This is a genomic window from Rhizobium johnstonii 3841, from assembly GCF_000009265.1.
Classification (GTDB): Bacteria; Pseudomonadota; Alphaproteobacteria; order Rhizobiales; family Rhizobiaceae; genus Rhizobium; species Rhizobium acaciae.
In genome coordinates this window covers 79,915-93,630 of record NC_008379.1, presented here as the reverse complement: position 1 = coordinate 93,630, position 13,716 = coordinate 79,915, and the positions used below count along the sequence as shown (strand labels likewise).

The window sequence follows — 13,716 nt, the reverse complement described above, 5'->3', positions numbered from 1 at the left end:
AGTGCACCGTTCCGGTTTTTGATCCTCGCCAGCCGAGCAGCGGATTGCCGCAGGCGCACTAGATCGCTATCTTCCCCGAAGGCACACGAACAGCAAAGGAGGTTGCCTATGTCACCGCGGGACGCCTGATCCAGCAATACCAAGACTTCTGCCTTTCCAAAGGCATCGATTTCACACGCATTGAAACCGTACGGCCGCATGATGATACCACGCTCTTCTGCAGCGCCGGAATGCAGCAGTACAAGCCCCTCTTCTCCGATCCCCCCCATAGTGGAACAGTCGCAAACAGCCAGGCCTGCCTGCGCATGGGCGACCTCGACGAGATCGGCGACGGAACCCACCTTCTCCACTTCACCATGCTCGGCCTTTTCTCGTTTAGGGAAATGACCGCCGGCAGCGCCATCGATTTCTGGCTCGAGTTTCTGGGAACGCTCGGACTTGTGCCGGATCATGTGACGATCCATCCCGACCGTCTGGTGGAATGGACGCCGCTCTATCGCGGGCGCGTGCCCATTGTGCCGGATCCGGAATGCATGTGGAGCGACGGCAGCATCAGCGGATACTGCACCGAGTTCTATAAGGATGGGGTCGAGATCGGAAACATCGTCAATCCGCTCGGAACCTGCATCGACGTCGGCTTCGGTCTCGAGCGTCTCGACATGATCGTCAACGGGACGCCGCAAGTCGATGCGCTCGGAACGCTGTGCGAGACGGTCATGACAATCGTGGAAAGCGGCTACCGGCCGGGCAACAAGGAGCAAGGATATGTCTTGCGAAAACTGCTCCGTCGCATCCACAAGATGGGCGGCACGCTCGATCATCCCTTCTTCGCGGAAGAGGTCGAACGCCAGAAGCGGCTGCGCGCCAAATATCTGCGGCTGCGTGACCGCCATTCCGAGATGAGTCCCAACTGGTGGTTCGATACCCATGGCATCGATCTCTCCGACATCCGTGAGAATATGGAGGAGTGATAACGGACACGGCCTTCCGCAGATAACAGCGGGAGGCCTTGCCATATCCTGGAGAGCGTCAGAGTTTCGGCCAACTCCTGTTTGTCCCGGCGACGAGGTCGTCATGGAGATGTGTCGCCCGCATTGAACGCTTTCAGCTTTGCCCCGGCTGCAGCCGACGGAAAATCCGCTCGATCTGGGCAACAACGGCAAAAAAGACGATGCCGGAGAAAGAGGCGAGCACGACGGCGGCAAAGAGCCTTTCCGCCTGATAGTTGAATGTCGACTGGATGATGACAGCGCCCAGCCCCTGGTTAGAGCCGATCCACTCCCCGACGATCGCGCCGATCACACAGGTGGTTGCCGAAATGCGTAGCGACGCAAAGAGCAAGGGGGCGGACCTTGGGGCGCGCAGGCGCCAGAACGTCTCCCACCCGCTCGCCGAAAGCACATGCATCAGGTCAAGCTCGCTCGCAGTCGCCAGATTGAGGCCCCGGGCGGTATTCACCAGGGTTGGGAAGAAGCAGATGAGAGCGGCGATGATGACCTTTGGCAGCATGCCGAGGCCGAAGATGAGGATGATGATCGGCGCAAGCGCCAGCACCGGGATGGTGTTGAAGAGCAGGACAACGGGAAAATAGGCGGCCTGGAGGCGCGGATTATAGACAAAGGCAATTGCCATGATCACGGCGAGACTGTTGCCCAGGAGGAAGCCGAGGCCCGCCTCACCCCATGTCGGGATCGCATTCGACAGAAGGAAGCGCCATTCGATGCCAAGCGTGCGCAGGATCGCCAGCGGCGTTGGAACGATATAGGCCGGAATACCGAGAGCCGGCACCAGCCATTGCCAGGCGAGAAGCAGCGAAAGGGCGCCGATAACAGGAAGGCCGATTGTCTCGGCGAGGGATAACGGACGATGCATCATGCAGCCGAACTCCCCTGCTGCAGCAATTGGCGCAGATGGGCAGCTGTCTCCTGGACATCGAGGCTCTCGCGCCGACAGAGCCCACGCTCGTCTTTCAGCGGTGCAAGGTCGATCAGCGCCTGAACGCGGCCCGGATTGGCCGCCAGGACCAGCACGCGTCCGCCGAGATAGATCGCCTCGACGACGCTGTGGGTGACGAACAGGATGGTCGTGCCGGTTCGGCGCCAGACGTCCAGAAGCTCGTCGTTCAGTCGTTCGCGGGTGATCTCGTCTAGCGCACCGAAGGGCTCGTCCATGAGCAGGATATCCGGCTCGCATTGAAGCGCGCGCGCTATGGCGACGCGTTGGCGCTGGCCCCCGGACAATTGATGCGGATAGCGATCGGCCAGATGCGACAGGCCGACCAGTTCGATCCAGTGGTCGGGCCGCGGATCGACCGATCGCGACACGCTGTTCTTCCCCACCTGCAGCGGCAGCGCGACATTCTCCCTCACAGTCCGCCACGGCAGCAGCGTCGCGTCCTGGAAGACGAAGGCGACCTCGCGCCGCCGGCGCGCCTCCGACGCTGTCCTGCCGAGCACCGCTAACCGTCCTTCAAGCGGCGGGAGAAGATCCGCAACAGCGCGCAGCAAGGTCGACTTGCCGCAGCCGGAAGGACCGAGAATGGTCAGAAACTCGCCCCTGCCGACGCTGAGATCGACGCCGGACAGAATGCGGGTCGTCTCGACAGCGCCGGCATAACCGACAGCCAGATCCTTGGTTTCGATGGCCGCTGCTTCAGGCAAATCCGCTCTCACGCAATCTTCGGACGGTCACCCGCCGTCATTTCCAGGATCTTGGTCGTATAGCAGTCCTCCAGCTTCGGCGCGCCGCTCTTGAACTGGCCGATCTTGTCGTAGACGGAAATCTGTTCGGCAAGCGCGGCCGGATCGAAGCTGCCCCAGCCGTCCTTGCCTGTCGTCGCGTCGAAGCTCAGTGACAATATACGCGGCACCGTCTTCAGCTCCACGGCAAGATCGAGCTGCGGATAGGCCTCCACCGCCAGTTTGACCGCCTCTTCAGGATGTTCATGCGTCCAGGCCCAGCCTTTGGCGACGGCGCGCAGCACCTTTGCCAATGTCTCGGCATGGCCGCTCACGGCATCGTCGGTGGCGAAATAGACGTTGGCATAGGAGGGCAGGCCCGTATCCTTCATCATCAGATCGATGCGGTCGGGACCGATGATGGAAAGGGCCTGCGTGTTGGTGATCCATCCGGTCACGGCGTCGACCTGGCCGGTCATCAGCGGCGTCATGTCGAAGCCGATATTGGTGATGGTCAGGCTCGAGGGATCGATATTGTTCTTCAGCAGGATGGCATCAAGGACATAACGGGCCGTCGGCTGGATGCCGATGCGCTTGCCGATCATATCCTTGACGGTGCGGATCGGCGCCTTGGGCAGCGAATAGAAGGCGAAAGGCGCCATGCGGAAACCGCAGGCGAAGATCTTGATCGGCACGCCGGATGAACGGGCTAGAAGAAGCTGTGCCGAATCCGAAAATTGGCCGAGCTGCGCATCACCCGTGATCACGGGCGGCACCGTTGCCGAATTGGGACCGCCAGGGGAAAACTCGACGTCGAGACCCTCGGCCTGGAACAGGCCTCGCTTGACTGCGACGATATCGCCGATCTGTCCGTTGCTCATCAGCCAGTCATATTTGATGACGACCTTGGATGCGGCGGCATTCGAGTGACGCGGCACGAACACGCTGAGCCCTGCCGTCGCTGCAGCAAGGGCAAAGGCTCCGCCCTTCAGGACGGTACGCCTGCCGACCACGATTTGTTTGTCATCCCCGCTCATTTTGCTTGCCTTTCCCCTTGTTGGATTGTTGTACGACCGGCCGATTGCGCTCGCTATTGCGGGTCGATGTCGCCGGTCGGGCCGCCTGCGGACCACGCATAAATCTCCCAGAGATTGTCGTCAGGATCGGCGAAATAGACGCATCGCGCGTTCCAGACATAGTCCTGCGGCGGCGCGTGGAAGAGCACGCCCGCAGCTTTCAGCTCCGCATAGGCAGCATCGACCTGCTCTGGCGAGGCGAGCTCGATGGCCGCGCAGGCCTTGTGCGCACCTGGAGGGGCACGGCGGCTTGAGACACCGGTATTCTCGGCGATATGCTCGATCTCCCAGAGCGCCAACGTCACGCCCGCCCCTTTGAAATCGGCAAAGCCGGGAGCGCGGCGGCGAGGTTTGAAGCCAAGACGCTCGACATAGAAAGCCGATGCTTTGTCGATATCCTCGACCAGGAAGCAAATGTCGGTAATCGGATTGGTTTGGGCAAAAGCGGTCATATGGGCCTCCTGATGGGAAAAGCCTCGCAGACCGCAGCCTCAAGAGATTTCAAATTCGTGCGGTTGTCTTTCGCAAAGCTGCTGATCTGTCATCGGCAAAAGCCGGTTCAAAGACGGACCGAACGCTGGTATTCCTTCGGGGTCGCCCCCATTAGACGGCGAAAGACGCTGGAGAAATGCGCCTGGCTGGAAAAGCCTGTGGCATAAGCGATGTTTGCGAGCGTCTCCTTGCCATCGGCGAGGTAAAGTCGCGCCCGCTCGATCCTGCGTTCGAGAACGAAGCGATGCGGCGCCATGCCGGCTGCCCGTTTGAATTCCCGGCTGAAGTGAAAGGGGCTCATATGGGCCACCCCGGCCAACTCCTCGACACTCAGATCGGATTTGCCAAGCAGGTTCTCGATGTAATCGATCACACGCCGGAGATTGTCCGATGTCAGCGGACGATCGCCGGCTTCAGGTTTGGCGCCCAGCAGTTTTACGACGCAACAGGCGAGCGCCATTCCCAGATGCTGCATCAAAAGAGGGTCGTCACGCCCGGTCTTCTCGGCGGCAAATGCGAGGGAGAGCGCGACCTGCAGCGTTGTCGGATCAGTCGTCGCGCTGAGCGCGTCACTATCCCAATGCTCGGGATCGAAGCGAGAGCCGCCAATGCCGCTGTAGAGCGCAGGGGACTGGAAGATCGAGATATAATCCGCCGCATCGCCATCGACTTCGAGGACCGTGGCGGCAGGTTGAAATCCCAGGGTGAACGGCGGCCTCTCAACTTTGCGGAACGCCCCACTTCCAAGCCGATAGGCATATTTGCCGTGCGCGGTGCGGTTGATCGAAATTCTATGAAGGGAGCCCCTCGAAACCATTTGCCCCGCGGCGCTGCGATAGGTCTCGACGATCATGTCGCGTTGAACGAAGGCCTTGTAGCCTCCGAGGGATGGCCGGCTTATTGAGAAAATCTGCGGGTCGATATCGGGCATTGTTTCATTCTCCCTGGCGGCAGAGAGGCAAGTTGCGCGCCAAGTGGAGCAAAGCTTCGCGCTAGATATCAACGTCGCAGCATAAAACCCGATGCTGCCCATGAAATCATGATTTTACGCCTACTATAGCGCCACACGGCACCGCGGCCTGGCAGGAGTTCGCCCTCGGCAAATTTGGTCGCATGGGCAAGAATTATGCAGTGTATGTTCTTCTTGGTCGGTGGCTGCAGACCCATCTGACCGCTCTGAAAACCGCCGAGGATCCGAAATCATTCCCGGTCGCGGGAAACCGCGGCCAGGGATGAGCTTTCGTTCCGTCCACTCTTTCCCCCGGAGATCGTTCTTTTGGAAATTCGTTCCTATCCATCCGCATTAATCCATTTAATCTATAGACATAATTAATTGGAGAGAAATTGCGATGAGTATCGATAAGTCCGAGAACGGTCTCGGAAGACGAGATCTGCTGAAACTGTCTGCCGCGGCCGGGGTCGCCGTCGCCGGTGCATCTCTCATCGGGCAGAATTTGGCTTTTGCCGCCGGCGAAGAACTGTCGCTGAAAGGCAAGCGCATCGCCATCAGCGCAACCGGCACCGATCACTTCTTCGATCTGCAGGCCTATAATGCCCAGATCGAGGAGGTAAAGCGCCTCGGTGGCGAGCCGATCGCCGTCGATGCTGGACGCAATGACGGCAGGCTGGTCTCGCAGCTGCAGACGCTGATTGCCCAGAAGCCGGATGCGATCGTTCAAATCCTCGGCACGCTCAGCGTCATCGATCCCTGGCTGAAGAAGGCGCGCGATGCCGGAATCCCGGTTCTGACTGTCGACGTCGGTTCGACCAATTCGATCAACAACACCACCTCCGATAACTGGGGCATCGGCAAGGATCTGGCGCTGCAGCTCGTCTCCGATATCGGCGGCGAAGGCAATATCGTCGTTTTCAACGGCTTCTACGGCGTAACCCCCTGCGCGATCCGCTACGACCAGCTGGTCAATGTCGTCAAATATTTCCCGAAGGTCAAAATCCTCCAGCCGGAACTGCGCGACGTCATCCCGAATACCGTGCAGGACGCCTTCACGCAGATCACGGCGATCCTCAACAAATATCCGGAAAAGGGTTCGATCAAGGCGATCTGGTCAGCCTGGGACATCCCGCAGCTTGGCGCGACCCAGGCTTTGGCGGCCGCCGGGCGAACCGAGATCCGCACCTACGGCGTCGATGGCAGCCCGGAAGTGCTGCAGCTCATCGCCGATCCGAATTCGCCGGCCGGCGCCGATGTCGCCCAGCAGCCGGCAGAAATCGGCCGCACCGCCATCCGCAACGTCGCCAAGCTGCTCGCCGGCCAGACGCTGCCGCGCGAGACCTATGTTCCGGCACTGCTCGCCAACAAGACCAATGTCGGCGAAGTCACCAAGAAGCTCGGCATCGGCTGACATTGAACCAGAGCGATCCGGCCGTGTCGGATCGCTCGGAATCTGCCCGCCCGGAGAGATCGACATGACGGCCATTTCGTTGAAGCAGCCGGTGACGGCACGCGACGACATCATCCGCTTTGAAGGCATCGTCAAGCATTTCGGCGGTGCGCAGGCGCTTGCCGGTGCGTCGCTGATCGTCAGGCGCGGCACCATCCACGGTCTCGTCGGCCAGAACGGCGCCGGCAAGTCGACGCTGATCAAGCTGCTGGCCGGTCTTCACCAGCCGGATGGCGGCTGGATCGAGATCGAAGGGCAAACATTCGACAGGCTGACACCCCATCTTGCCGAAGAGCTCGGTATCCACTTCATTCACCAGGATCGGCTACTGGTGCCGACCTTCACCGTTGGCGAAGCCTTGTTCCTTGGCCGGGAACCACGCATCGCGGGCACACCGTTCCTCGACCGGCGACTTATGCAGCGCCGTGCGTCTGACATTCTCAATGACTATTTCGGTATCCGGTTGCCGAACGCAGCCTTGATCAGCGAATTGTCGACGGCCGAAAAGCAGATCGTGCAAATCACCCGCGCGCTCCTCAATCAGCCGAAGGTGCTCGTCTTCGATGAGCCGACGGCCGCACTGGTGCGCCGCGAGGCCGATATCCTCTTCCGGTTGATCCGCCGTCTGCGCGACGAAGGCGTCACCATCACCTATATCTCGCACTACCTGAACGAAATCGAAGAGCTCTGCGACCACGTTACCGTGCTGCGCAATGGGCTGGACGTCGCCTCCCTGCCGATCGGGGAGACTTCGGCCGGGGCGATTGCGCGGCTGATGGTCGAGCGCGACATCAAGGAGATGTTCCCGAAGCCGCAGGTGACGCCTGGCGAGGAAATCCTCAAGGTCGAACAGCTGTCGGCGCCGGGGAAGTATAGCGACATCAGTTTCACGCTTCGCCGCGGCGAGGTGCTCGGCCTCACCGGCCTGCTCGGCTCCGGCGCAAAGGAGTTGGTCCGCACTCTCTTCGGTCTGGAGACACCGGCTTCTGGCCATATGGAGATCAGCGGTAAGACCGCCCGTTTCAGCAATCCCGCTCAGGCAGCCGGTCGCGAGATCGCCCTGGTGCCGGAAGATCGGCGTCGCCACGGCGTCGCGCTCGACCTCAGCGTCGCCGAAAATATCAGCCTGTCGAGCCTTGGCCGCTTCACCCGTTTCGGCTTTCTCGATCGCAGACGCGAACAGAGAGAAGTGGACGCTCTGATAGCGCGGCTGCAGGTGAAGACCAATGGGCGCGATGCCCTGCTGCGTACGCTTTCGGGCGGCAACCAGCAGAAGATCGCCATCGCCAAGTGGCTGAGCCGCCGCTCCGAGGTCTATCTCCTCGACGAACCGACTGTTGGAGTCGATATCGGCTCCAAGGTCGAGATCTATACGCTGATCGGCGAACTCGCGTCGCGCGGCGCCGGCGTCATCGTGCTGTCTTCGGACCTGCCGGAACTGATCGGCATCACCGATCGCATCCTGGTGCTCTTCCGCGGCCGCGTGGCACGGGAATTCATCTCGTCGGAGACCACGGCGGATGCGGTGCTCGCTCAATCGACAGGATCATCCGAGGGACATCGCCATGTCGGCTGAAGTGGAATTCGCGCCTTCCGGTTTTTCCGCTGCTGAACCGCCTCCCCGGCCGGCCGGCAATATTGCGGCGACCGCGTTGCGCTTCGGATCGCTGATCGCTTTCGCCGCCATCCTGATCATCTTCTCGCTGACTGCACCCTATTTCCTCAGCATCGGCAATATCGGCAACGTGCTTGGCCAATCGGCCATCTCCGGCGTGCTTGCCATCGGGCTGACGATCGTGCTGATTGCCGGCGGCTCCAATGTCGTCACCGGCGGCATCGACCTGTCGCTCGCGGCCAATATGGGCCTCAGCGCCGCCGTCTATGCGAGCCTGACACAGCTCGGCTACGGCGATGCGACGGCGATCGCGGCGGCGATCCTCACCGGCGCCCTGATCGGCACGGTCAATGCCATTGCCGTCGTCTATGCCGGCATCGTGCCGCTGCTGGCCACGCTGGCCGTCATGAACGTCGTCGCCGGCCTGGAATTGGTGCTGACCGGCAATACCGTCCTGCCGGCTTCGACGCCTTTCCTGTCGGCGCTTTCGGCCTCGGATGCTTTCGGCATACCGGTTCTCGCCTATGTGCTCCTTGGCTTCACGGCCATCACCACGGCGATCGTGCAATATACCCCGCTCGGCCTGCGTCTCTACGCCGTCGGTGAGTTTCCGGATGCGGCGCGTGCCGCCGGTCTGCCGCTTCGCCGGCTGCTGGCCGGCGCCTTCGTTGCCAGCGGCGTCGCCGGCGGCATCGCTGGCATCCTGTCGGTTTCCTATCTGAGCGGCAGCACGACCGGCGCCGGCGAGATGCTGTTGCCCGTCGTCGTGACGGCCCTGCTCGGCTCCGTCTTTTCGCGCCGGCTGGTTCCGACGATCACCGGGACGCTGCTTTCGGCCCTTTTGGTCGGCTTCCTGGTCAACGGCTTCCAGCTGCTGAACATTTCGAGCACGCTGGTCAGCGGCGTCCAGGGCGTGCTCATTCTCATCGTCGTTTCCGCGACCACGTTGCTGCGCCGGCAGGAGGCCTGATCATGTCGCTCCAGACCCCTACTCCCGCCACCATCGGCTTGCCGCGTCTGATCGCCGGCGGTCTGGTGCGCTATGGGCTGATCCTCGCCCTGGTTGCGGTGTTTGCCGCCTTTTCCGTGGCAAAGCCGACATTCCTGACGCCTGCCAACCTGCAGAGCATCCTGGTCAACAATTTCACGCTGCTTGCCATCGTCTCCGTCGCCATGACCTTCGCGGTCGCATCGGGCGGCATCGATCTTTCGGTGGGAACGGCGATGGATTTTGCGAGCTTCGCCTTCGTTTCGCTCGTCCTCGCCGGACAGCCAGTGGCAGTCGCCGCACTCGCGGGACTGGCCGCCGGAGCGATCGTCGGCGCCTTCAACGCGCTCTTGATTTCCGGGATCGGCGTGTCGCCGTTCCTCGCCACGCTCGGCACGCTGTTCATCGGCCGCAGCGTTCAGCAGCTGCTGACCAATGGCGGCAATCCGGTCTATCTGCCGCCGAACGGCGTGCCGGAAGCCTTCCGTTTCCTCGGCCACGGCACGATCGCCGGCTTCCCGGTGCCGCTTGCCGCAGCCATCGTCGTCATAGCGGCCGCTGCCGTTGCTTTTGCTCGCACGCGTTTCGGCCGCGTCATCCTGTCGATCGGCATCCAGCCGGGCGTCGTGCGCTATTCCGGCATCGCCGCGCCGGCCCATGTCGCGGTGACATTCATCCTGGTCGGGTTGATCGCGGCAATCGCCGGCCTGATCCTGACCGCAACCGTCACCACCTACATACCCTCCTCGGGCAATGCCTTCCTGCTGAATGCGATTGGCGCGACCTTCATCGGCACGACACTCAGCCCACTTGGGCGGCCGAATGTCGGCGGGACCGTTCTCGGCGCGCTGCTGCTCAGCATCGTCGCCAATGGGCTGCTGCTGACCGATCTGAACTTCTATTGGCAGCAGGTCGGCACGGGAACGCTGATCTTCGCCGTGCTCGCCCTGAGCTTTATCAACCGAAAGGCCGCCGGCGCGGCTTAAGAGAAGTTGCGTATCCTCGGAAGCGGTTCTATCCCGCCGAGGCGTCCGAAATCATTCTGGATACAGCATTCTTCCAGCCGATGATCTTGCCCTGCCGCTCGGTCTCATCCATCGAAGGGCTGAAGCGGCGGTCACAGGCCCAGGCTTTCGCAAAATCCCGCTTGCCGGGCCAAATGCCGGCTTTCGAGCCGGCAAGCCAGGCCGCGCCCAGCGCCGTCGTCTCGCGGATCGCCGAGCGGTCGACAGGGTTTCCGGTCATGTCGGCCAGGCACTGCATCGTCCAATCCGAAGCCGCCATGCCGCCATCGACGCGCAGCACGGTTTCCAGCTGGTTGACGCCCCAGTCCTTCTTCATCGCCACCAGCAGATCGAGCGTCTGGTAGGCGACGGATTCAAGCACGGCGCGGGCAAATTCCGCCGGGCCGCTGTTTCGCGTCAGACCGAAGATCGCGCCGCGCGCCGCCGGATCCCAGTAGGGCGCGCCGAGGCCGGTGAAGGCTGGGACGATATAGACCTGCTGTCCGGGATCGGCCTTGGCGGCAAGCACTCCTGCCTCGGATGCCTGGCCGATGATGCCCAGGCCGTCGCGCAGCCATTGTACGGCAGCACCGGCGATGAAGATCGAGCCCTCGAGCGCATAGGTCGTCTCGCCGTCGAGCCGGCAGGCGATCGTCGTCAGCATCCGGTTGGAGGAGGAAACACGATCCCGACCGGTGTTCAACAGGGCAAAGCAGCCGGTGCCATAGGTGGATTTCATCATGCCGGGCTCGAAGCAGGCATTGCCCATCGCCGCCGCTTGCTGGTCGCCGGCGACCCCGAGGATCGGAAGCTCCGCACCGAACAGAGCCTTGTCGACGCGGCCGAAATCATCGGCACATTCCCTGACCTCAGGAAGCATGGCGGCCGGAATGCGAAGAATGCCGAGAAGCTCCTCGTCCCAGGCACCCTCGTCGATATTGTAGAGCAGCGTTCTCGATGCATTGGTCGCATCGGTGGCATGCACGCGTCCATCAGTCAGATTGTAGATCAGCCAGCTGTCGATCGTGCCGAAGCAGACATCGCCAGCCTCTGCCTTCTCACGCAGGCCATCGACATTATCGAGCAGCCAGCGCAGCTTCGTTCCGGAGAAATAGGGGTCGAGCAGCAGCCCGGTCTTGGCGCTGAACAGCTTCTCGTAGCCATCGGCCTTCAGGCTCTCGCACATTTCGGCCGTGCGCCTGTCCTGCCAGACAATCGCGCGGTGGAGCGGCTTTCCTGACCCGCGATCCCAGACGACCGCCGTCTCGCGCTGGTTGGTGATGCCGATCGCGGCGATATCGGCGGCGTCAATACCGGCGTCAGCGATCGCCTTGCGCACTGTGTCGACGACGGATCGCCAGATTTCGGCGGCGTCGTGCTCCACCCATCCGGGCTGCGGATAATATTGGGTGATCTCCGCCTGCGCCGAGCCGGCCATTTTCATGTCGCCATCGAAGATGATGGCGCGCGACGATGTCGTGCCCTGGTCGATTGAAAGAATATAGCCGCTCATATCCGTCTCCGGCTCGCACGAAACCGCTCCGCCTGCAGAGGACAGCAGGACGCGGACGGTTCATGAGAGAAAGATTGTGGGTGCCACCGGCTTGCTGCCGGTGGCAGGAAGTGATGGCCGGAAGCCTCGTCGCCTCCGGCCGGGTCCGCCTTACTTCTTCTGCCAGCTCTTGACGAGTTCGTCGTAGTTGACAGTGACCGGCTTGTCCTTCTCGTTCTCGATCTTCAGCTGCGGGGCAAGGTTGCCGTTCTTCACCGCATCCGCGTTCCAATAGGCGAGATCATGCTCCTCGGCGAGTTTCGGGCCGATGTCGCCCTGGACCTTTGCGCGTTCCAGGCGCTGCAGCACCTTTTCCTGTTCGGAGCAAAGCGAGTCCATCGCTTCCTGCGCCGTCTTGGCGCCGGAAGAGGCATCACCAATCGCCTGCCACCAAAGCTGTGCGAGCTTCGGATAGTCAGGAACGTTCGTACCGGTCGGCGACCACTGCAGGCGGGCCGGCGAACGATAGAATTCGATCAGACCACCGAGTTTCGGCGCACGATCGGTGAAGGACTTGTGATCCAGCGTCGACTGGCGAATGAAGGTCAGGCCCATGTGGCTCTTCTTCACGTCGACAGTCTTCGAGGTGACGAACTGGGCATAGAGCCAGGCCGCCTTGGCGCGGTCGTCAGGCGTGGACTTCATCAGTGTCCACGAACCGGCGTCCTGATAGCCGAGCTTCATGCCGTCCTTCCAGTAGACGCCATGCGGGCTCGGTGCGAAACGCCATTTCGGCGTGCCGTCCGCATTGACGACCGGCAGGCCTTCCTTGACGAAGTCGGCGGTGAAGGCCGTGTAGGTGAACATCTGCTGGGCGACTTCGCCCTGCGACGGGACCGGGCCGGATTCGGAGAAAGTCATGCCTTGGGCGGCAGCCGGTGCATAGGCCTTCATCCAGTCCAGATATTTCTGGATGGAATAGACCGCAGCAGGGCCGTTGGTATCGCCGCCGCGCGCGACGCACGAGCCGACCGGACGGGAGTTCTCGTCGACCTTGATGCCCCATTCATCGACGGGCTTGCCATTCGGAATGCCCTTGTCGCCGTTGCCGGCCATCGACAGCCAGGCATCGGTGAAGCGCCATCCGAGCGATGGGTCCTTCTTGCCGTAGTCCATATGGCCGAAGACCTTCTTGCCGTCGATCTCGCGGCCGGTGAAGAACTCGGCAATATCCTCATAGGCCGACCAGTTGACCGGCACGCCGAGATCGTAGCCGTACTTCGCCTTGAAGTCCGCCTTGTTCTTCTCGTCATTGAACCAGTCGTAACGGAACCAGTAGAGGTTCGCGAACTGCTGGTCAGGCAGCTGGTACAGCTTGCCGTCAGGCGCCGTGGTGAAGGACTTGCCGATGAAGTCGTCGATGTCGAGGCCGGGATTGGTGACATCCTTGCCTTCGTTGGCCATCCAGTCCGTCAGCGAGCGGGCCTGCTGATAGCGCCAATGGGTGCCGATCAGGTCGCTATCGTTGATATAGGCGTCATAGATGTTTTCGCCCGACTGCATCTGCGTCTGCAGCTTCTCGACCACGTCGCCTTCGCCGATGAGGTCGTGAGTGATTTTAATGCCGGTGATCGCCGTGAAGGCGGGCGCCAGCACCTTCGATTCGTATTCATGGGTCGTGATCGTTTCGGACACGACCTTGATGTCCATGCCGGCGAAAGGCTTCGCAGCATCAACGAACCACTGCATTTCCTTTTCCTGGTCGGCGCGTGGAAGCGTCGAGAGATCGCCGACTTCCTTGTCGAGGAACGTCTTGGCCTCGTCCATGCCGGCATAGGCCGATGCTGTCATTGCCAGCAGCAAGCCTGCTGTCGTCGTCAATAAGTGCCTTCGCATAATATCCTCCCAGGGTTTGCGATTGCAGTTACGTCTCAGGCGGCCAGTACCCCCGGCCATCTGTCTTCTCCTT

Annotated in this window: 12 protein-coding genes; 5 read left to right on the top strand and 7 right to left on the bottom strand. The window is 61.6% G+C overall.

Translation table 11 applies throughout. The features are described from left to right. Nucleotides 1-68 precede the first annotated feature (68 nt). The gene (locus RL_RS26335; RefSeq protein ID WP_028743334.1) at nucleotides 69-971 is read left to right on the top strand and encodes an alanine--tRNA ligase-related protein; all 903 of its coding nucleotides are present in this window, start codon (nucleotides 69-71) and stop codon (nucleotides 969-971) included. 133 nt (nucleotides 972-1,104) lie between these two features. Here RL_RS26335 and RL_RS26330 read toward each other — a convergent pair whose 3' ends face one another. From RL_RS26330 to RL_RS26310, 5 genes are all read right to left on the bottom strand, one after another. Next, complete coding sequence (locus RL_RS26330) at nucleotides 1,105-1,875, bottom strand: ABC transporter permease (protein WP_011649622.1); 771 nt, start codon at nucleotides 1,873-1,875, stop codon at nucleotides 1,105-1,107. Then, nucleotides 1,872-2,660: an ABC transporter ATP-binding protein gene (locus RL_RS26325; RefSeq protein WP_041936761.1), complete on the bottom strand. Its 789-nt coding sequence runs from the start codon at nucleotides 2,658-2,660 to the stop codon at nucleotides 1,872-1,874. The genes RL_RS26330 and RL_RS26325 overlap by 4 nt, the downstream gene beginning before the upstream one ends. An 8-nt stretch (nucleotides 2,661-2,668) precedes the next feature. Further along, nucleotides 2,669-3,715, bottom strand: a complete 1,047-nt coding sequence (locus tag RL_RS26320; RefSeq protein WP_028743337.1) for an ABC transporter substrate-binding protein — start codon at nucleotides 3,713-3,715, stop codon at nucleotides 2,669-2,671. Nucleotides 3,716-3,768: 53 nt separating this feature from the next. Further along, nucleotides 3,769-4,206 (bottom strand): VOC family protein, encoded by a 438-nt coding sequence (locus RL_RS26315; protein WP_011649619.1) that lies wholly within the window; start codon nucleotides 4,204-4,206, stop codon nucleotides 3,769-3,771. A gap of 107 nt (nucleotides 4,207-4,313) precedes the next feature. Beyond that, entirely contained in the window at nucleotides 4,314-5,177 is an 864-nt protein-coding gene (locus RL_RS26310) for an AraC family transcriptional regulator (RefSeq protein WP_026238785.1), read from the bottom strand. Nucleotides 5,178-5,595: 418 nt separating this feature from the next. On the opposite strand from RL_RS26310, the gene RL_RS26305 reads away from it, so the two are divergent. The 4 genes from RL_RS26305 (at nucleotide 5,596) to RL_RS26290 (ending at nucleotide 10,237) form a co-directional block, all read left to right on the top strand. After that, a complete protein-coding gene (locus RL_RS26305) occupies nucleotides 5,596-6,609 on the top strand; it encodes a sugar ABC transporter substrate-binding protein (RefSeq protein ID WP_011649617.1) in 1,014 nt (337 codons plus the stop codon). A gap of 64 nt (nucleotides 6,610-6,673) precedes the next feature. Continuing rightward, on the top strand, nucleotides 6,674-8,224 hold the full coding sequence (locus tag RL_RS26300) for a sugar ABC transporter ATP-binding protein (protein ID WP_011649616.1): 1,551 nt from the start codon (nucleotides 6,674-6,676) through the stop codon (nucleotides 8,222-8,224). Continuing rightward, complete coding sequence (locus tag RL_RS26295; RefSeq protein WP_011649615.1) at nucleotides 8,214-9,233, top strand: ABC transporter permease; 1,020 nt, start codon at nucleotides 8,214-8,216, stop codon at nucleotides 9,231-9,233. The genes RL_RS26300 and RL_RS26295 overlap by 11 nt, the downstream gene beginning before the upstream one ends. A gap of 2 nt (nucleotides 9,234-9,235) precedes the next feature. After that, on the top strand, nucleotides 9,236-10,237 hold the full coding sequence (locus RL_RS26290) for an ABC transporter permease (protein ID WP_011649614.1): 1,002 nt from the start codon (nucleotides 9,236-9,238) through the stop codon (nucleotides 10,235-10,237). A 28-nt stretch (nucleotides 10,238-10,265) separates the two neighbouring features. Here the strand turns inward: RL_RS26290 and glpK are convergent, their stop codons facing one another. Together glpK and RL_RS26280 are read right to left on the bottom strand one after the other, a co-directional pair. After that, a complete protein-coding gene (glpK, locus tag RL_RS26285) occupies nucleotides 10,266-11,768 on the bottom strand; it encodes a glycerol kinase GlpK (RefSeq protein ID WP_011649613.1) in 1,503 nt (500 codons plus the stop codon). A gap of 150 nt (nucleotides 11,769-11,918) precedes the next feature. Next, entirely contained in the window at nucleotides 11,919-13,643 is a 1,725-nt protein-coding gene (locus RL_RS26280) for an ABC transporter substrate-binding protein (RefSeq protein ID WP_011649612.1), read from the bottom strand. Between the last annotated feature and the right edge of the window lie 73 nt (nucleotides 13,644-13,716).